This window comes from Tepidimonas taiwanensis, assembly GCF_020162115.1.
GTDB classification, from domain to species: domain Bacteria; phylum Pseudomonadota; class Gammaproteobacteria; order Burkholderiales; family Burkholderiaceae_C; genus Tepidimonas; species Tepidimonas taiwanensis.
Window position 1 is genome coordinate 285,518 of the sequence record NZ_CP083911.1, and the last position, 20,002, is coordinate 305,519.

13 protein-coding genes are annotated in these 20,002 nt (G+C 68.5%); 7 read left to right on the forward strand and 6 right to left on the reverse strand.

Annotated features, from left to right (window positions below; genetic code table 11):
* Positions 1–24: 24 nt before the first annotated feature.
* Complete coding sequence (gene metH, locus LCC91_RS01330) at positions 25–2,814, forward strand: methionine synthase (RefSeq protein WP_082007672.1); 2,790 nt, start codon at positions 25–27, stop codon at positions 2,812–2,814.
* Here metH and LCC91_RS01335 read toward each other — a convergent pair.
* Complete coding sequence (locus LCC91_RS01335; RefSeq protein ID WP_153004421.1) at positions 2,811–3,491, reverse strand: TetR family transcriptional regulator; 681 nt, start codon at positions 3,489–3,491, stop codon at positions 2,811–2,813. The two genes, metH and LCC91_RS01335, sit on opposite strands and share 4 nt — an antisense overlap.
* Before the next feature lie 84 nt (positions 3,492–3,575).
* Here LCC91_RS01335 and LCC91_RS01340 point away from each other — a divergent pair, with 84 nt between their 5' ends.
* The 3 genes from LCC91_RS01340 to LCC91_RS01350 are packed head-to-tail and all read left to right on the forward strand — an operon-like array spanning position 3,576 to position 9,317.
* The gene (locus tag LCC91_RS01340; RefSeq protein WP_224440979.1) at positions 3,576–4,709 is read left to right on the forward strand and encodes an efflux RND transporter periplasmic adaptor subunit; all 1,134 of its coding nucleotides are present in this window, start codon (positions 3,576–3,578) and stop codon (positions 4,707–4,709) included.
* Positions 4,710–4,719: 10 nt separating this feature from the next.
* Entirely contained in the window at positions 4,720–7,866 is a 3,147-nt protein-coding gene (locus LCC91_RS01345) for an efflux RND transporter permease subunit (protein WP_143897399.1), read from the forward strand.
* Positions 7,863–9,317, forward strand: coding sequence for an efflux transporter outer membrane subunit (locus tag LCC91_RS01350; RefSeq protein ID WP_043702786.1), 1,455 nt, complete (start codon positions 7,863–7,865; stop codon positions 9,315–9,317). The genes LCC91_RS01345 and LCC91_RS01350 overlap by 4 nt, the downstream gene beginning before the upstream one ends.
* A 100-nt stretch (positions 9,318–9,417) precedes the next feature.
* On the opposite strand, the gene LCC91_RS01355 is transcribed toward LCC91_RS01350, so the two are convergent.
* Together LCC91_RS01355 and LCC91_RS01360 are read right to left on the reverse strand one after the other, a co-directional pair.
* The gene (locus tag LCC91_RS01355) at positions 9,418–11,919 is read right to left on the reverse strand and encodes a GspE/PulE family protein (RefSeq protein WP_082007675.1); all 2,502 of its coding nucleotides are present in this window, start codon (positions 11,917–11,919) and stop codon (positions 9,418–9,420) included.
* Positions 11,920–11,960: 41 nt separating this feature from the next.
* Entirely contained in the window at positions 11,961–13,529 is a 1,569-nt protein-coding gene (locus tag LCC91_RS01360) for a YifB family Mg chelatase-like AAA ATPase (RefSeq protein WP_043702913.1), read from the reverse strand.
* 231 nt (positions 13,530–13,760) lie between these two features.
* On the opposite strand from LCC91_RS01360, the gene glnK reads away from it, so the two are divergent.
* From glnK to LCC91_RS01375, 3 genes are all read left to right on the forward strand, one after another.
* Positions 13,761–14,099, forward strand: a complete 339-nt coding sequence (gene glnK / locus LCC91_RS01365; RefSeq protein WP_043702789.1) for a P-II family nitrogen regulator — start codon at positions 13,761–13,763, stop codon at positions 14,097–14,099.
* Positions 14,100–14,140: 41 nt separating this feature from the next.
* The gene (locus LCC91_RS01370; RefSeq protein ID WP_043702792.1) at positions 14,141–15,568 is read left to right on the forward strand and encodes an ammonium transporter; all 1,428 of its coding nucleotides are present in this window, start codon (positions 14,141–14,143) and stop codon (positions 15,566–15,568) included.
* A 264-nt stretch (positions 15,569–15,832) separates the two neighbouring features.
* Complete coding sequence (locus LCC91_RS01375) at positions 15,833–16,597, forward strand: TSUP family transporter (RefSeq protein WP_043702797.1); 765 nt, start codon at positions 15,833–15,835, stop codon at positions 16,595–16,597.
* Here LCC91_RS01375 and mrdA read toward each other — a convergent pair.
* Genes mrdA through mreC form a run of 3 tightly spaced genes read right to left on the reverse strand, consistent with a single transcriptional unit; the run spans position 16,579 to position 19,962 of the window.
* On the reverse strand, positions 16,579–18,549 hold the full coding sequence (gene mrdA, locus LCC91_RS01380; protein ID WP_043702800.1) for a penicillin-binding protein 2: 1,971 nt from the start codon (positions 18,547–18,549) through the stop codon (positions 16,579–16,581). The two genes, LCC91_RS01375 and mrdA, sit on opposite strands and share 19 nt — an antisense overlap.
* Before the next feature lie 7 nt (positions 18,550–18,556).
* Positions 18,557–19,081 (reverse strand): rod shape-determining protein MreD, encoded by a 525-nt coding sequence (gene mreD, locus LCC91_RS01385; RefSeq protein ID WP_043702803.1) that lies wholly within the window; start codon positions 19,079–19,081, stop codon positions 18,557–18,559.
* Positions 19,078–19,962, reverse strand: a complete 885-nt coding sequence (gene mreC, locus LCC91_RS01390; RefSeq protein ID WP_082007676.1) for a rod shape-determining protein MreC — start codon at positions 19,960–19,962, stop codon at positions 19,078–19,080. The genes mreD and mreC overlap by 4 nt, the downstream gene beginning before the upstream one ends.
* Positions 19,963–20,002 lie beyond the last annotated feature (40 nt).

The window sequence follows — 20,002 nt, forward strand, 5'->3', positions numbered from 1 at the left end:
CGTCTCCCGCCCCGAACCCCTGCCGTGAACGCTTCCGAAGCGCCTGCCGCCGCGCCCGCCACCGCCCACCGCCGCATCCCGCCGATGATGCTGTCGGGCCTGGAGCCGCTCATCATCGGCGAGGGCAGCCTCTTCGTCAACATCGGCGAGCGCACCAACGTGACGGGCTCGCGCGCGTTCGCGCGCATGATCCTGGAGGGGCGCTTCGAGGACGCGCTGGCCGTGGCCCGCCAGCAGGTGGAAAACGGCGCGCAGATCATCGACGTCAACATGGACGAGGCCATGCTCGACAGCAAGGCCGCGATGGTGCGATTCCTGAACCTGATTGCGTCGGAGCCCGAGATCGCGCGCGTGCCGATCATGATCGACTCCTCCAAATGGGAGGTGATCGAGGCGGGCCTGAAATGCATCCAGGGCAAGGGCATCGTCAACTCGATCAGCCTCAAGGAGGGCGAGGCGGAGTTCAAGCGCCAGGCCCGGCTGATCCGGCGCTATGGCGCGGCCACCGTGGTGATGGCCTTCGACGAGCAGGGCCAGGCCGACACCTTCGAGCGCAAAATCGAGATCTGCACGCGGGCCTACCGCATCCTGGTCGAAGAGGTGGACTTCCCGCCGGAAGACATCATCTTCGACCCCAACATCTTTGCGATCGCGACGGGCATCCCCGAGCACGACAATTACGCGGTCGACTTCATCGAGGCCACGCGCTGGATCAAGGCCAACCTGCCCGGTGCCAAGGTGTCGGGCGGCGTGTCCAACGTGAGCTTCTCGTTCCGCGGCAACGAGCCGGTGCGCGAGGCCATCCACACGGTGTTCCTCTACCACGCGATCCGCGCCGGGATGGACATGGGCATCGTCAACGCCGGGCAGATCGGCGTGTACGACGAGCTCGACCCGGAGCTGCGCGAGCGCGTGGAGGACGTGGTGCTCAACCGCCGCCCCCGCTACCGCGAAGGCGAGGACACGGCGCAAACGCCCACCGAGCGGCTGCTCGCGATCGCCGAGCGGGTCAAGGGCGCGGCCAAAGACGACAGCGCCAAGCTGGCGTGGCGCGCGCTGCCGGTGGAGGAGCGCCTGGCGCACGCGCTGGTGCACGGCATCACCGACTACATCGTCGAGGACACGGAGGAGGCCTGGCAGAAGATCAAGGCCCAGGGTGGCCGCCCGTTGCACGTGATAGAAGGGCCGCTGATGGCGGGCATGAACACGGTCGGCGACCTCTTCGGCGCGGGCAAGATGTTCCTGCCGCAGGTGGTCAAGTCCGCGCGCGTGATGAAGCAGGCGGTGGCGCACCTCGTGCCCTACATCGAGGAAGAAAAACGCCAGCTCGAAGCGGCCGGGGGGGACGTCAAGCCCCAGGGGCGGATCGTGATCGCGACCGTCAAGGGCGACGTGCACGACATCGGCAAGAATATCGTCACCGTCGTGTTGCAGTGCAACAATTTCGACGTGGTCAACATGGGCGTGATGGTGCCCTGCCACGACATCCTCGCCAAGGCCAAGGAAGTGCAGGCCGACATCGTGGGCTTGTCGGGCCTGATCACCCCGAGTCTGGAGGAGATGCAGCACGTCGCCGCGGAAATGGAAAAGGACCCGTGGTTCCGCGAGCGCGGCGTGCCGCTGCTCATCGGCGGCGCCACGACGAGCCGCGTGCACACGGCGGTCAAGATCGCGCCACAGTACAGCGGGCCGGTGGTGTACGTGCCTGACGCGTCGCGCAGCGTTGGCGTGGCGCAGGCGCTGCTGGGGGAGCAGCGCGAGGCCTACGTCGCCGAGCTGCGCGCCGACTACGCGCGCGTGCGCGCCCAGCACGCGGCGAAGAAGCCCACGCCGCTGTGGCCGCTGGCCAAGGCGCGGGCCAACCGCACGCCCATCGACTGGTCGGCGTGGCAGCCGGTGCGCCCCGGCTTTCTGGGCCGGCGCGTCTTTCGCCAGTACGACCTGGCCGAGATCGCACGCTACATCGACTGGGGGCCGTTTTTCCAGACCTGGGACCTGGCGGGGCCGTATCCGGCCATCCTCGACGACGAGGTGGTGGGCGAGCAGGCGCGCAAGGTGTTTGCCGATGCGCAGGCGATGCTCAAGCGCCTCATCGACGCGCGCTGGTTGACGGCGCACGCGGTGGTGGGGTTCTGGCCCGCCAGCGGCGAGGGCGACGATATCGTGCTGTATGCGGATGAGTCGCGCACGCAACCGGTTCTGACCTGGTACAACTTGCGGCAACAGGCCGCCAAGGAAGAGATCGACGGCGTGATGCGCCCCAGCCGCTGTCTGGCGGACTTCGTCGCGCCGCTGGCCAGTGGCGTGCCGGATTACGTGGGGGTGTTCGCGGTGACGGCGGGTATCGGCGCCGAGGCGCGCGCGGCGGCGTTCGAGGCTGCGCACGACGACTACAGCGCGATCATGCTCAAGGCGCTGGCCGACCGGCTCGCTGAGGCGCTGGCCGAGCGGCTGCACGAGCGCGTGCGCACCGAACTGTGGGGCTACGCGCCGCACGAGCGGCTGACCAACGAAGAGCTGATCGCCGAAAAATACCAAGGCATCCGCCCCGCACCGGGTTACCCGGCGTGCCCGGACCATACGGTCAAGCGCGACCTCTTCGCGCTGCTGCGCTGCGACGATATCGGCATGGGACTGACCGAGAGCCTGGCGATGACGCCTGCGGCCAGCGTCAGCGGCTTTTACCTCGCGCACCCCGAGGCGCGCTACTTCAACGTCGGCAAGATCGGCCGCGACCAGCTCGAGGACATGGCCGCGCGCCGTGGGATGCCCGTCGAGGAGCTGGCCCGCTGGTTGGCTCCGTTATTGGATTAGCCGCGCTCGGCCGGGCCGACCGTTACCGCGCCGGCTGAAGAGGGCGTCAGCTCGGTCGCGCAGCGCTTGCGCAGCGCGATGTGCTGCTCGATCAGCGCCTCAGGCGTGCCCAGCGCCGCCAACGACGCCGGTGCCAGCAACCACAGACGAATCAGCCCGGCCAGAAAGCACTGCGTGTCCCATGCCGCCAGTGCCGGCGACAGATCGGGGCGCAAACTGCCCTCGCGCTGCGCGATTTCATACGTGCTCGTCAGCTTGCCCTGCAAGTCGTTGATGTGCAGGCGCCACTCCTCCAAGTCTGCGGCCCGCTCCTGCACAAATTCGCACTTGAATTCGCAGATCTCCATGATGGCCAGCAGCCGCTCGTCGCGCTGGATGGAGCCGATGAGCTGCAGCAAAAAGTTGCGCACGCGCCCCAGCGCATCGGTATGGGGGTCTAGCAGCAGCGTGTCGTCGAGCCGATCAATGAGCGGGATGGAGACCTCGTCAAACATCGCCTGCAGCACGTCCCCCTTGTTGGCGAAGTGCCAATAGACCGCGCCGCGCGTCACACCAGCCGCTTTGGCGATGTCTTCCAATGTTGTGCGACTGACCCCTCGTTCCCGAAAGACCGTGCGTGCCGCCTCCAGCACGCGGGCACGGGTTTGCAGAGCCTCCTCTTTGGTGCAGCGAGCCATATCATAAATTTTCGCACAGTAAACATACATACACAAATGTATGTAAAATCCAGAGCTCTCACAATCTCGATAGGAGGGTGTGCTGTGTGGAATCGAAGCCGAGCCGCGTTGGGCGCGGCCTTGGGGGTGCTCGCGCTGCTGGCTGGCTGCCAGCGGGCGGTGGGTGAGTCTGCGTCGGAACACGAGATGCCGCCGCTGCCGGTGCAGGTGCGGGTGATGCAGGCGCAAACGGTGCCGCTGATGCTGGAAGCCGTGGGGCAAGCGGAAGGCTCCAAGCAGGTAGAGGTGCGCGCGCGCGTCAGCGGTTTGATCGAGCGACAGCGCTACCAAGAGGGCGAGCCGGTGCGCGCCGGTGCGGTGCTCTACGAGATCGAGCGCGCGCCGTTCGAGATCGCGCTGCAGCAGGCGCGCGCGCAGCTGGCGCAGCAGCAAGCCCAGCTGGCGCAGGCGCAGCGGGAGTATGAGCGCGTGCGTCCGTTGGCGCAATCCCAGGCCGTCAGCCAGCGCGAGGCGGACAACGCGCTGTCGGCACTGCAGTTGGCCCAGGCCGCGGTGGCGGCAGCCCAGGCACAGGTGCGCCAAGCCGAGCTGAACCTGTCGTACACCACGGTGACCGCCCCGATCGCGGGGGTGACGGGGCGCTCGCTCAAGTCCGAGGGGGCGTTGGTCAATCCAGGCACGGACAGTTTGTTGACCACTGTGACGCAGACCCACCCCATTTGGGTGCGGTTTGCAGTGTCCGAAGCGGAATGGGCGCGCTTGCGCGCCGCCGCTGGCACGCAGGTGCGCGTGCTCGATGAGCGGGGCGAGCCGCTGTTGGAGCCCGGGCGGTTGAATTTTACGGGCTCGACGGTCGACCCCGCGCTGGGCACGGTGCCGCTGCGGGCCGAGTTTGCCAATCCGCGGTTGCGCGTGTTACCGGGGCAATTTGTCAAGGTGCAGGTGGTGGCTGGGCAAACGCAAGGGTTTTTGGTTCCGCAAGCGGCCTTGGTGCAAAACGAAGAAGGGCATCGGGTGTGGGTGGTGCGCGATGGGCATGCCCAGCCCGTTACCGTGCAAACCGCCGGTTGGTGGGGCGGCGATTGGGTGGTGACGGCAGGGCTGCAATCGGGCGACTCCGTCATCGTCGACAACCTGATGAAGCTGCGACCGGGCATGCCGGTGACCGTGCACACCGCCGCGGCCGCGGCTGCAGCACAGACGAGCACGGGCCACTAAGGGAGGGCGCATGAATTCCCGCTTCTTTATCGAGCGGCCGATTTTTGCGGCCGTGTTGTCCATCGTCGTCGTGCTGGCCGGACTGGTGGCCATGCGCGTGCTGCCCATTGCGCAGTATCCCGAGATTGCCCCACCGACCGTGACCGTCACCGCGTCGTACCCCGGGGCATCGGCCGAAACGCTGGCCACCACGGTGGCTGCGCCGATCGAGGAGCAGCTCTCGGGCGTGGAGGGGCTGCTGTACTTCAGCTCGAGCGCATCCTCCAACGGTACCGTCGAGATCACCGCCACGTTCGAGGTGGGCACCGACATCGACAAAGCCACCTTCAATGTCAACAACCGGGTGCAATTGGCGATGCCGCGCTTGCCCGATGAGGTGCGGCGCAATGGCGTGGTGGTGGCCAAGCGCTCCAACAACTTTTTGTTGGTGATTGCACTGACCTCGCCGCGAGGTACCCACGACGAGCTGTTCCTGTCGAACTACGCCACGCTCAATATCGTGGATGAGCTCAAGCGCATCCCAGGCGCGGCCGACGTGCAGGTGTTTGGCGCGCGTGACTATTCCATGCGGGTGTGGCTCCATCCCGAGCGCATGGCGCAGTTGGGTGTCACGCCGGCTGACGTCGCGGCGGCCATCAGCGCGCAAAACGCCCAGTACGCGGCTGGCAAAATCGGTGCCGAGCCGGCCCCGGCAGGCCAGGTGCTCACTTACACCGCCACCGCGCGTGGGCGACTGCTGCGGCCCGAGGAGTTTGGCAACATCGTCTTGCGCGCCGACGGCCCTAACGGGGTGTTGCGACTCAAAGACGTGGCGCGGGTGGAGCTGGGCGCACAAAGCTACGACCAGTCCAGCTACGTCGACGGCAAGCCCTCCATCGCCATTGGCGTGTTCTTGCAATCGGGGGCGAACGCGCTGGATGTGGGCGATGCGGTCAAGGCCAAGATGGCCGAGTTGCAGCGCGAGCGCTTCCCCGAAGATGTGGCGTACCTCATCCCGTACGACACCACCCGGTTTGTGTCCGCCTCCATCCATGAGGTGGCCAAGACGGTGCTCGAGGCCGCCCTCATCGTGCTGGTGGTGGTGTATGTTTTCTTGCAGACGTGGCGCGCCACGCTCATCCCCATGCTGGCGGTGCCGGTATCGTTGATCGGCACGTTTGCGGGGTTGTGGCTGCTGGGTTTTTCGATCAACACGCTCACGCTGTTCGCGATGGTGTTGGCCATCGGTATCGTGGTGGACGACGCCATCATCGTGATCGAAAACGTCGAGCGCCTCATGCGCGAGGAGCGCTTGAGCCCGTTTGCCGCCGCTGTCGAAGCGATGCGCGAGGTTTCCGGTGCGGTGGTGGGCATCGTGCTGGTGCTGTGCGCGGTCTTTATTCCCGTGGCATTTATGGGTGGGATCGCGGGGCAGCTCTATCGCCAGTTTGCGGTGACGGTGGCCATCTCGGTGGTGCTCTCCGGGGTGGTGGCGCTGACGCTCACACCGGCGCTGTGCGCCCTGCTGCTCAAGCCGCACACGCCCGGAGGGCCCACGCGCGCCGAGCGCTGGTTTGCGCCATTCAATCGCGGGTTTCAGTGGTTGACCGACCACTACTTGCGCGGGGTGGACTTGGCGCTGCGGCGGCGCCTGGCGGCGCTGGTGGCCTTTGTGCTGATATTGGGGGGGGGCGGCTGGCTCCTGGTGACGGTGCCCAGCAGTTTTGTGCCAGAGGAAGACCAAGGTTACATCATCGCCTCGGTGGTGTTGCCCGATGGCGCGACGCTGGCGCGCACACAGCGCGCCACCGAGACGCTGCGGCAAATGAACGCGGACAACCCAGCCATTCAAAACTTCTTCGCGATCAATGGCTTCGACTTTATCGGTGGTGGCGCGAAGGCAAACGCCGCGACGATCTTCATCCCGATGAAGCCGTGGGAGCAGCGGCAACAGAGCGCGCAGGCGCTGGCGCAAGCCGTCTCGGGCATGGGCCTGGCGCTGCCCGACGGCATTGCCTTTGCTTTCAATCCGCCGGCCATCATGGGGTTGGGCCAGGCGGGCGGCTTTGAGGTCTATGTGCAGGGGCGCACCGAGCCCGACCCGATGAAGTTGGCCCAGGTCACGCAGGACTTCATCGCGGCACTCAGTCGCCACCCCGCACTGACCGGCCTCAACACCTTCTACCGCCCCACGGTGCCACAGCTGCGCGTGGAGGTCGATCGCGAAAAGGCACTGGCTCTGGGGGTGTCGGTGGACGAGGTGTTTGCCGCTTTGCAGGTGCAGATGGGGTCGTACTACGTCAACGACTTCAACCGCCAGGGGCGTACCTATCGGGTGACGATCCAGGCCGATGCCCCCTTCCGCGCCCGGCCCGAGGATTTGGGACGGCTGTATGTGCGCTCGCGCACCAGCGGGCAGATGATCCCGCTCAAAGCGCTCATCCGCGTGGACAACATCGTCGGCCCCGAGCAGGTGGAGCGCTACAACGGCTATATCGCGGCCAAGATTTTCGGTAACGCTGCACCGGGCTACAGCTCGGGCGAGGCCATCGCCGCCGTCGAACAGGTGGCGCGTGAAACCCTGCCGCCCGGCTACAGCATCGAGTGGACCGGGCAGGCCTATCAGGAGAAGCGCACGGGCAATGCTTCGGTGTTCGCCTTCGGCTTTGCGTTGATCATGGTGTACCTCATTCTGGCGGCGCTCTACGAGCGTTGGGGGGTGCCGCTGGCGGTGATGCTGGCCGTGCCGTTTGCCGTGACGGGGGCGTTGTTGCTGGTGTTTTTGCGCGGAATGGAAAACGACATCTACTTCCAGATCGGCTTGGTGGTGCTCATCGGTCTGGCGGCGAAGAATGCCATCTTGATTGCCGAATTCGCCATGCAAGGCATGGAGCGCGGCCTGTCGGCCGTGGCCGCCGCGCGCGAAGCCGCCCGGCTGCGCTTTCGCCCCATCGTGATGACCTCACTGGCGTTTGGTCTGGGGGTGGTGCCGCTGATGATCGCCACCGGTGCCGGTGCCGCCGCCCGGCAATCGATGGGCACGGGCGTTTTTGGCGGCATGGTCGTGGCGACGTTCGTGGCTCCGCTGTTCATCCCGCTGTTTTTCACCTTGTTGGCGCGCAAGCCGCGCCCCACACACGGCCATGCGTCTGGCGCAGCCGAGGAGGTGTCGGTATGACGTTGCATGCACGAGGAACTGCGCGGCGATGGGGGTCGCTGTTGGGGGTGGCTGTGCTGGGCGGATGCGCCATGGTGGGGCCGGACTACGAGCGTCCCGCAGTAGAGTTGCCTGCGCACTTTCCGGTGGCCACCGTCACGAAGTCCGAGGCCACGGCGACGGTGTCGCCGACGTGGTGGACGCTGTTGGGTGACCCCACGCTCGACGAGCTGATGGAGGCCGCGCGCCGCCACAACACGGATGTGCAGGCGGCGGCGGCGCGCGTGGAACAGGCCGAAGCGCTGCTGCGCGAGGCCGAGGCTTTGCGCTGGCCAACCCTTGGGTTGAACGCCGCGGCGACGCGCCAGCGCAGCAGCGCGTTGGCCCCCGGTGGTACCGGGGCCGCGTACGAAACCTACCAGCTCGCGGGCACCACGAGTTTCGAGATCGATTTCTGGGGCCGATTGCGCCGGGCATCGGAGGCGGCGCGTGCCCAGGCGCTGGCCACGGACTACGCTCGCGAGGTCGTTTGGCAGACGGTCAGCGGTTCGGTGGCCCAAAGTTACTTCACGCTGCGTATGCTCGATGAGCAAATCGCGCTCAGCCGCGAGACGCTGGCGTCGCGCGAGGAGAGCCTGCGGCTGTTGCAGCTGCGCCTGCAAACCGGTGCGGCCACCCGTATGGAGGTGGAGCAAGCCGAAGCGGAGCGAGCCGAGGCCGCTGTGCAGTGGCGCGAATTGCAGCGCCAGCGTGAGCTGGTGCGCTCGCAATTGGCGCTGTTGACCGGGCAGCCAGCGCTGCAGCTCGAGCCGGGGCGGCTCGGTGACATGCCGCTGCCACCCGTGCCGCCGCCGGGGTTGCCCTCGGCGCTGCTGGAGCGTCGCCCCGATGTGCGGCAAGCCGAGGCCTTGTTGGCTGCCGCCAACGCGCAAATCGGTGTGGCGCGTGCGGCGATGTACCCCAGCATCGTGCTGACGGGGGCGGCAGGTGGGCTCAGCACCGAGCTGGCGGACTTGCTCAAGAGCGGTGCGCGGTTTGGCTCACTGGGCCTGACGTTGGACTTGCCCCTCTTCGATGCGGGGCGGCGGCGCGCGCAAACCGCCCAGGCCGAGGCGCGTCAGCGCGAGGCACTGGCGACTTACCGCGCAGCGGTGCTGGCGGCGTTTCGCGATGTGGGCGATGCGCTGACCGATTGGGAGGCCGCGCGTGCCGCGCAAGCCGACGTGGAGGCGGCTGCACAGGCCAGCGAGCGGGCGTTGCGTGCCGCGCAGCAACGTTACGAGGTGGGTTATGCGAGTTACCTGGAGCTGCTCGATGCCCAGCGCAGCGCCTATGCGGCGCGGCTGCGCGTGGTGGAAAACCGCCGCGCCCAGTTGAGCGCGACGGTGGCGGTGTTCAAAGCCCTGGGCGGCGGCTGGTCGGCACCCGAGCGGCTGACGGCGTCGCGTGACAGTGGCCATCGTGAGCGTTAGCGCTGTGTGCGGTGCCGCGCTCCGGTGGTTTTTGCATGTGGCTGCAGCGCGCGCCGCATCGCCGTCATCACGGCCCGCCCCGCTGCGCGCAGCGGTCGCGTCAGTGCGCGGTGCTGGCGCGGATTTCGTCGACGGTTGTCAGGCCCTGCAATACCTTGAGGATGCCGTCTTGGCGCAGCGTGCGAAAGTAACCGGTGCTCATGGCCGAGCGCACCAGCGCTTCGGGCGCGGCTTTCGTTTGGATCAGCCGCCGCAGCGGCGCATCCACCACCAGCAGCTCATGGATGCCGATGCGTCCTTTGTAGCCCGTGTGGTCGCACTGCGGGCAACCACGGGCACGCGCGTGGCCGAGCCCCATTTGACCCTGGCCGTAGCGGGCCAGCCATTCGTCGCGTAACGCATTCGGCGATGGCCGCATATCCTCGGGAAGCGCGTGGGCATAATCGGCCATGAGCTCGTCCAAGGTGGCGGCATCCAGCGGCTCTTGCACGCGACAGTGCTGGCACAACTGCCGCACCAGGCGTTGTGCCAGCACCGCGGCCAACGAGTCCGCAAAGTTGAACGGATCCATGCCCATGTCCAGCAGCCGTGTCACCGTCTCGGCCGCGCTGTTGGTGTGCAGGGTCGACAGCACCAGGTGACCTGTGAGCGACGCCTCGACTGCCATTTGCGCGGTTTCGGCGTCGCGGATCTCCCCTACCATGATCACGTCGGGGTCGGCGCGCAGCAGCGCCCGCAGCGCCGCGCTGAACGTCCAGCCGATGCGGGGGTTGACCTGAATTTGACGCAAGTCGGGATTGGTGATTTCGACGGGATCCTCGGCCGTCCAGATTTTGCGATCGGGCGTGTTGAGGTGTTGCAGCAGCGAGTGCAGCGTGGTCGTCTTGCCCGAGCCGGTGGGGCCAACGCACAGCACCATGCCATGGGGTCTTTGTACCGCCTTCAGCAGCCGGGTTTGGTTCTCTGGGGCCATGCCCAACGCTTCTACAGGCAGCGGTTTGGCCGACGCCAGAATGCGCAGAACGATGTCTTCCGCGCCGCCATGGGTGGGGATGGTGGCCACGCGCAGCTCGATGCGGTGTTGCGGCGAAAATTTCGCAAATTCAATTTTGCCGTCTTGGGGTTTGCGTCGCTCGGAGATGTCGAGCTCGCACATGATTTTTATGCGCGCCACCAGCGCTGCCCGGTAGGTGTGTGGCAACTCCATGTATGGCCGCAGCCGCCCGTCTTTGCGCAGGCGGATGCGCACCTTGCGTTTGCCCGGGTAGGTTTCGATGTGAATGTCCGAGGCCCCTTGTTGGTGCGCGTCGATGATGATGGTGTTGATGAGCCGCACCAGTGAGTTGTCGGATTGCTCTACCGGGGGCGCGGTTTCCGTCTCGTCGTCTGTTCCCTGTTCGAGCGACTCGAGCAGCTGTTCCGGTGACGTGGGAACGCTGGCGTCGGCGTCGGCCACCGGCGGCGTGCCGGCGTCGAGCCCGAAGCGGGCGTAGAGGTCGGTGATGGTGTGGCTGTCCAGCGACTGGCTGCTGAGTGCCGGGACCACCTTGCACTGCAGTGCGAACTCCAGCTCGTCGATCGTCGCGCGGCGTGACGGGTCCTCGGCCGCAATGATCAGCGTTCCGGTCTGCCACAGCAGTGGCACGATGCGCAGCTTGCGTGCGGTCGCCAGCGGCACGCGGCGCAGGGCGTCCGCGTCGACCGGAAACTGCGTCAGGTCGACGACCGGGTAGCCCATCTTGCGCGCCAGCGCGATGCGCAGCTGTTCGCGCGACAATTGACCTGTGCGAACGAGCAATTCGCCCAGCGGGGTGTTGCGTTCGCGTTTTTGTTTTTCGAGCGCTTCCTGAAGCTGTGCTTCGGTGATGAAGCCCAGGGCCGTCAACGCCTCGCCAATACGAACGAGTGGCATGCGCTGCTGCTCCTCCAGCGCCTGGAGGAGTTGCTCGGGCGTGACGATTTCCTCGATCAGCAGGAAATCCCCGAGCTTGCGTTGACGCAAGGCATCCTGTTCGCGCGCTGCACGCTCGACGGCGTCGGGTGTGATGGCCTGTTGCGCAATCAGCACCTGACCGATCACTTCGCCGATATGAAACGCTTCGTAAGCCTCCCTGGGAATGAAGATGCGTCGCACCCGGTCCTGGTCGTCGATGGGCTCGAAGAGAAACAGGCCGGCATCCGTTTCCGCGTGGCCGATGGTCGTGCCTTCGTGGATGCTCCCATCACGCCATGAAAGCCGGTAGGGAAGCCGTGGACGATAGTCAACGAGTTCTTCTAATTGGCGATTTGCCTCGCCCGCGAGCAGCGTGTTCGTCGGGGCCAACGGCTCCGCCAGGACCAGCCGCCGGAACATGTCGAAACGCAGGGGCACCACCGCGCGCGACGGGGGCACCTGAACCTGGATGACACGCCGCTCCCAATCAACCGCGATCAACAAACACGATCGGGTCTGGCGGTTGGCTCCCTCGACCTCGCACGGCTTCGGTCCGTCGGCACCGTCGTCCGCGGCGTAGCCCACATATGGGGGAGTAGGCCACCGAAGTGCGGCGGGTCCAGAGGATCGTTGCGTGTTAACGAGGGGATCGGCTGCGTCGTCAGGCATGGCAGTGCGTCATGGAACTTGGCCTCCCTGGTTGCAGCCGATTATGACGGCATCGGCGGGGGCGCGGGGCGATACTGCAGCGCTTCCGCCACATGCGCGGCCTGCACGCGCTCGCTGCCGGCGAGGTCGGCGATCGTGCGCGCCACGCGCAGCGCCCGGTGTGTGGCGCGACCGGACCAGCCCAGGCGGGTGGCCGCCTGCTGCAGCAGTTGCCGCGCGGCCGTGTCCAGCGCCGCGTGCGCCAGCAGCGCGTCACCCTGCAGCGCGTGGTTCGGGTGCCCCTGCCGCGCCTGCGCCCGCTCGCGCGCTGCGCGCACACGCTCGCGCACCACGGCGGTGGATTCCGCGGGCGCCGCCTCCAACAGGGCTTGGGGTGGCAGTGCCGGCACGTCCACCTGCAGGTCGATGCGGTCGAGCAGGGGGCCGCTGAGCCGGTGGCGATAGCGCTGCACCTGGTCCGGCGTGCAGCGGCAGGCGCGTATCGTCGATCCCAGATAGCCGCAGGGGCAGGGGTTCATGGCCGCGACGAGCTGAAAGCGCGCCGGGTACTCGACTTGGCGCGCCGCGCGCGACAGGCGCACCCGGCCGGTCTCCAGCGGTTCGCGCAGCGCCTCCAACGCAGGGCGGGGGAATTCCGGCAACTCATCCAGAAACAGCACGCCGTGGTGGGCGAGTGAAATCTCCCCCGGCCGCGGGGGCACGCCGCCGCCCACCAGCGCCGCCGCGCTGGCGGTGTGGTGCGGCGCAGCGGTGGGGCGCTGGCGCCAGCGCGCCGGGTCGAAGCGGCCCACCAGCGAGGCGATCGCGGCGCTCTCCAGCGCCTCCTCTTCCGTCATCGGCGGCAGCAGCCCGGCCAGCCGCTGCGCCAGCATCGACTTGCCGGCACCGGGCGGTCCGCACAACAGCAGGCTGTGGCCGCCCGCGGCGGCGATTTCGAGCGCCCGCCGCGCCGCCGCCTGCCCGCGCACGTCGGCCAGGTCAAGGGCGGGGCTGTCATCCGGTAACGGCCGGGGACCGGGGACGACGATCTCCCACACGGGGGCTGGGGCGTCCGCGGGCGGTGCGCCGGGCGTGCCCGTCGCGCCCGGAAAGCGCCGCACCACGTCGAGCAGGTGCGCGATGCGCACGACCCGCACCCCGGGCACGAGGGCGGCTTCGGCCGCGCTGTCACCCGGCAGCACCAAGGTCGATGGCGGTGCGCCATGCCCCATTTCGGTGCGCAGGCCCAGCGCCATCGGCAACGCGCCGCGCACGGGGCGCAGCGCGCCACTGAGCGACAGCTCCCCGGCGTATTCGTGGCCGTCGAGCGCCGCTGTGTCGAGCTGGCCGCTGGCGGCGAGGATGCCGAGCGCGATCGGCAGGTCGAAGCGCCCCGATTCCTTGGGCAGGTCCGCCGGCGCCAGGTTGACGGTGATGCGCTTGGACGAGGGCCATTCCAGCCCGCTGTTGAGGATGGCCGAGCGCACGCGCTCGCGCGCCTCCTTCACCTCGGTTTCCGCGAGCCCCACCAGCGTGAGGCTGGGCAGCCCGTTGGCCAGGTGCACCTCCACGTGCACCGGCAGCGCCGCCAGCCCCACGAGCGTGCGGCTGCGCACCACGCACAGACCCATGGCGATCAACCCTCCCGTCAGATCGGTCAGCTCGCGATCATGCCACGCGCAACGCGGTGGCTTGGACGTGCCGGGGCACGGAAACGACGGCGCGGCGGGTTCGGGGTTCGGGGTTCGGGGCGAGGGGCGAGGGGCGAGGGGCGAGGGGCGAGGGGCGAGGGCTGGCACGCGTTGTGCTTCATCGGGAGCGGAGTTTCGCCATCCCGATGCGCTCCCAAGGAAAGGATAGCCATGAAACTGGTCACCGCAATCATCAAACCGTTCAAGCTCGACGAGGTGCGCGAGGCCCTGTCGGCCATCGGCGTGCAGGGCATCACCGTTACCGAGGTCAAGGGCTTCGGCCGACAAAAAGGTCACACCGAGCTGTACCGCGGCGCCGAGTACGTCGTCGACTTCCTGCCCAAGGTCAAGGTCGAGGCCGCCGTCAGCGATGAGCTGGTCGAGCGCGTCGTCGAGGCGATCGAAGGCGCCGCCCGTACCGGCAAGATCGGCGACGGGAAGATCTTCGTCTTCCCGCTCGAGCAGGTCATCCGCATCCGCACCGGCGAGACCGGTGCCGATGCGCTCTGACACCCGCACCCACCCGTTCCCAACGTTGCAAGGGGATTCCCATGAAAAAACTGTTGATGAGTCTGTGTCTGGGCATCGGACTGGTCTGGGGGGGCGCGGCGCTGGCCCAGAGCGCCGAGCCGCCCAAGGATGCGCCCGTGGCGGTGCAGGCGGCGCCGGCGGATACGGCCGCACCCGCGGCCGACGCCGCGGCGGCGCCCGCACCGGCCGAATCCGCCCCCGCCGAGGCGCCTGCGGTCACCGTCGACAAGGGTGACGTCGCGTGGATGATGACCTCGACCCTGCTGGTCATCCTGATGGTGCTGCCGGGGCTGGCGCTCTTTTACGGCGGCTTGGTGCGCAGCAAGAACATGCTGTCGGTGCTGATGCAGGTGATGATGGTGTTTTCGCTGATCGCGGTGCTGTGGGTGCTGTACGGCTACAGCCTGGCGTTCGGCGGCGAGGGGCTGATCATCGCTGGGCTCGACAAGGCGTTCCTGATGGGGGTGACGACGGCGTCGCTGGCGGACACCTTCACCGAGAACGTCAAGATCCCGGAGCTGATCTTCGTCGCGTTCCAGGCCACGTTTGCCGGCATCACCTGCGCGCTGATCGTCGGTTCGTTCGCCGAGCGCATCAAGTTCAGCGCGGTGCTGCTGTTCTCGGCGCTGTGGTTCACGTTCAGCTACCTGCCGATCGCGCACATGGTCTGGGGGCCGGGCGGCTACCTGCTGGGCAAGGGTGCGCTGGACTTCGCCGGTGGCACGGTGGTGCACATCAACGCCGCGATGGCGGGTCTGGTGGGTGCTTACCTGCTCGGCAAGCGCATCGGTTACGGCCGCGAGGCGATGCCGCCGCACAGCCTGACGCTGACGATGGTCGGGGCCTCGCTGCTGTGGGTGGGCTGGTTCGGCTTCAACGCCGGCTCCAACCTGGAGTCCACCGCCGGTGCGACGCTGGCCTTCCTCAACACGCTGGTGGCCACGGCGGCGGCGGTGCTGGCCTGGTCGCTGGGTGAAGCGATGCACAAGGGCAAGGCGTCGATGCTGGGCGCGGCCTCGGGCGCCGTGGCGGGCCTGGTGGCGATCACGCCGGCGTGCGGCTCGGTTGGCCCGATGGGCGCGCTCGTCATCGGTCTGGTGGCCGGCTTCCTGTGCCTGTGGGGCGTGACGGGCCTCAAGAAGATGCTGGGTGCGGACGACTCGCTCGACGTGTTCGGTGTGCATGGCGTCGGCGGTATCGTCGGGGCGCTGCTCACGGGCGTCTTCGCCGCGCCGGGCCTGGGCGGCACCGGGGCCGAGGACTTCAGCATCGCCAGCCAGCTGTGGGTGCAGGCCGAGGGCGTCATTATCACCATGGTGTGGTCGTCGGTGGTCGCCTTCATCGCGTACAAGATCGTCGACATGGTCATCGGTCTGCGCGTGACGGAGGAAGAAGAACGCGAAGGCCTGGACATCACCTACCACGGGGAGTCTGCCTACAACCGCTGATCGTCACACACGGCGACTGCCGGTCTCCTCTCGGGGGTTGGGCCCGGGGTGCGCGAGCACCCGGGCTTTTTTCTTGGGGGCGCCGACTGGACGTCGAGGCCGGTCGCGCCGTGCACGGGTGGCGGCAATTCGGCGGGGTGATGGCGGGTGAGCGCGTCGCGCCCCGGGGGAGCGACAACCCACCGTCGGGACGGGCACCGAACGACGCGACACCGTGTCGCCGGTGCGCCCCCGACGGCCTCACGCCCCGGTGACAATCGGGGAATGGAATGGTGGATCCTGACCGCCGCGTCGGCGCTGGCGGGTTTCGTCGATGCGATCGTGGGCGGTGGCGGGCTGATCCTGGTGCCGGCGCTCTTCGCCGTCTTTCCGCAGGCCGCACCGGCGACGCTGTTCGGGACGAACAAGAGCGCCTCGGTCTGGGGCACGGCGATGGCGACGTGGCGCTACGCGCGCCGGGTCGAGATGCGCTGGGCGGCGCTCGTGCCCGCGGTGCTCGTGTGCCTGATCGGGGCGTGGCTCGGCGCCTGGGCGGTGACCCTGGTCAGCGCCGAGTGGCTGCGGCGCGCGTTGCCGTTCGTGCTCGCGGCGGTGTTGCTCTATACGCTCGCGAAAAAGGAGCTGGGCCGGCACCACCGCCCGCGCTATCAGGGGCGGGCCGAAGCGCTGGCGGCGTGCACGATCGGCGGCACGATCGGCTTTTACGACGGCTTTTTCGGGCCGGGCACCGGCAGCTTCTTCGTCTTTCTGTTCGTGCGCTGGCTGGGGTACGACTTTTTGAGCGCCAGCGCGGCGGCCAAACTGCTCAACACCACGTCGAATGTCGCCGCGGTGGCGCTCTTCGCGTGGAAGGGGCACGTCTGGTGGCACTACGGGCTGGCGATGGCCGCGGCGAACGTCGCGGGCAGCCTGCTTGGCACGCGGCTGGCGCTGCGGCACGGTGCCGGCTTCGTGCGCGGGGTGTTTATCGCGGTGGTGACGGCGCTGATCGCCAAGACCACGTGGGACGCTTACGGCGCGCTGCCCTGAGCGGGCGGCCATGGCACCTCGTCGACGCGGCGGGGGGTGCCGATCGGGGCGGCGGACTGGCCCTTTTGCGTCGCCGCGATGTCGTCCTCGCTCGGGTACAAGCCCAGCAACAGGTAGTCGAACACGCGGCGCGCGATCGGCGCGGCACTGGCGGCCCCGAAGCCGGCGTTTTCCACGATGGTGGCCAGGGCGTAGCGCGGCGCCTCGACCGGAGCGAACGCGATGTAGAGGGAGTGGTCGCGCTGGAATTCGGCCAGGCGCTGCGCGTCGTAGCGCTCGCGCTGGCCGATCGTGACCGCCTGCGCGGTACCGGTTTTGCCACCGCTGCGGTACGGCGCGCCGGCAAAGACGCGCGCCGACGTGCCCTCGGTGGGGACGGCCGCCATCGCCTCCAGCACCACGCGAACGTGCTCCGGCCGGTAGCCCAAGGACTGCTCGGGTGCGCGTACCGGGGTCGAGGTCGCCGCACCCTCCGGCCCAGGTGCCAGTATTTCCCGTACGACGTGTGGTGTACGGCGCACCCCGCCGGCGGCGAGTGTCGCCATAGCGTGAGCCAGTTGCAGCATCGTGAAGCTGTTGTAGCCCTGCCCGATGCCCAGTGAAATCGTTTCCCCCGGGTGCCAGCGTTGCTGCTCGGCACGGCGGTAGGTGGCGCGCTTCCACGCCGGGCTGGGCAAGACGCCGCGCGCCTCGCCCGGCAGGTCGATGCCGGTGAGCTGGCCAAAGCCGAGCGGGGCCATGAAGTCGTGGATGGTCTGTACCCCCATCTCGTGTGCCAGCGTGTAGTAGTAGACGTTGCTCGACAGCACGATGCTGCGGCGCAGGTCCACCGGGCCCAGCGCGTGCTCGCCGTGGCTGCGGAAGCGGTGGTTGCCCAGCATCCAGTAGCCCGGGTCGTGGATGACCGTCTGCGGCGTGCGCAGCCCCAGCTCCAGCGCAGCGAGCGCCATGAACGGTTTGTAGGTGGACCCCGGCGGGTAGGTGCCGCGCAGCGCGCGGTTGAGCAGCGGGCGCTCGATCGATTCGTTGAGCGCGCGCCAGTTGTCGACGTCGATGCCGTCGACGAACAGGTTGGGGTCGAAGGTCGGCATGCTCACCAGCGCGAGCACCTCGCCCGTGTCCACGTCCAGTACCACGGTGGCGCCGCGCCGGGTGCCGTACAGGCGCTCGATCAGGTGTTGCAGGCGCACGTCGATCGACAGCCGCACCGTCTCGCCCGCACGCGGCGGCGTCACGTCCAGCCGCCGCACCGCGCGGCCGGTGGCGGAGGTCTCGATGCGCTCGAAGCCGGTGCGGCCGTGTAGGCGCTCCTCCTGCGCGGCCTCGACGCCGAGTTTACCGATGTGGGTGCTGCCGCGGTAGTTGGCGAGCCGCTCGTCCGGCCAGTCCTCCATCGCCTCGCGGTCGCGCTGGCTGATGCGGCCGATGTACCCAATGACGTGCGCCGCGGTGGGGCCGAACGGGTAGCGCCGCAGTTGCCGCGCCTGGATCTCCACACCGGGCAGCGACCACAACCGCGCGGCGACGCGCGCCATCTCGTCTTCGGTGAGCCGGGTCTTGAGCGGGATGGCGTCGAAGCGCTTGGACTCGGCCAGCAGCCGACGAAAGCGCTGCACGTCGCGCGGGGACAGCGTGACGATCTCGCCCAGGCGTTGAATCGTGGCGTCCAGATCGGGCGTGCGCGCCGGTACGATCTCCAGCGCGTGCACGGGGAGGTTTTCCGCCAGCACCACGCCGTTGCGGTCCAAAATGCGCCCGCGTGGCGGGGGAATCGGCACGACGGCGGTGCGGTTGCCCTCGGCCTGCGCGGCGTAGCGCTCGTGCGCGCGGATCTGCAGGTGCCAGGCGCGCAGCGCCAGGAGCGCCAGAGCGGCCAGCACCACGGCCAGCGCCACCCCCGCGCGCCAGCGGAAGCGCGCGATGCGGGTCTCGGCGTCCTGAACCTCGGTCATCGCCGCGTCACAGGGGTCGGGTCTCGTCGGGATCCGGGGCGCGCCGCTGCGGCGCGAGCAAGACCCACGTCGCGGGCACCCACAGCAGTGCCGTCAGCAGCGGCGAAAGCACCCCCCACCCCGTGGGCTCCCCGTGCCCCGCCAGCCAGCGCACGGCCACCTGCAGGCCCCACGCGAGGGCAAAGAGCGGCAGCACGTGCAGCGCCTGGGCGCGCAGGTCGAACCACAGCACGCGCCGGTGCATCGCCACCGCGCCGTACCCCATCACGGTGTAGGCCAGGGCGTGCTGGCCCAGCAGCACGCCCTGGTGCACGTCCAGGCACAGCCCGGCGACGAACGCCGTGCCCACGCCGACGCGCAACGGCTGGTGGATGGTCCAGAACACCAGGACCAGCGACATCCAGTCGGGCACCCACGGCGCGGCAGTCAACTGACCTTGCAGCACTTGCAGCACGAAGGCCGCGACCAGGGCCGTCCGGATGAACACCGGGTTGGCCGGCAGCAGCAGCGCCTGTCCGCGCGGCAGGATCATCGGGCGACCTCCGCGCGCGGGGTTTCGCGGAGGGCAGGCGGCAAGACCAACACATGCAACGCGTCGCGCGTGCGCGCGGCGGGCTCGACGTCGACGCGCGCGAAACCTTCCTCGCCCTCGGTCGAGACCGCGCGCACGGTGCCCACGGGCAGCCCCGGTGGGTAGAGGCCATCGATGCCACTGGTGACGAGCGCGTCGCCGGCCCGAGTGGCCGTCTGCAGGGGCACGAAGCGCAGCGACAGCGCGGGGTCGTCACGGTCCCCGTTGCCGTAGGCGAGGTAGCGTTCCCCGGTGCGGGTGTTGAGCACCGGGACGGCCAGCCGCTTGTGCACGATCAGGGTCACCTCGCTGGTGGCCGGGTAGACGCGCGTGGCCTGGCCGAGCACGCCGAAGCCGTCCATGACTGCCGACCCCTCCTGCACCCCCGCGAGCGCGCCGCGGTCGATCACGACGGACGGCGTGTACGGGTCGGGCAACGCGTACAGGATCTCCGCCCCAAAGCCCGCCGGCGCGACGCGCTCGCGCAGGCCGAGCAGCCGCCGCAACTCGCGGTTTTCGTGTGCCAGGTGTTCCACCAGACCGGCGCGCTGGGCCAGTTGGGCGAGCTGCTCGCGCGCCTCGCGGGCGTCGCGCTGCGCGGCCTGCAGCGACGCGAAGTGGTCGGCCAGCCACTGCACCCCCCGCACCGGCTGCAGCGTCAGCCATTGCACCGGGTAGAGGACCGTGGCGATCGCCGCGCGCAGCGGCGCGGCCCAGCGCAGCCGCGTGTCAACCACCATCAGCAGGATCGCCAGGGCACTCAACACCAGCAGCTTGGTCAGCGCCGGGGTGCCCTGCTTGAAAAAGGGGGGCGGCGTGCGATCGACGGTGCCCAGCGGCATGGCGGTGGGGCGCGGTGGCGGCCGGCGGCGTGGGGCACGC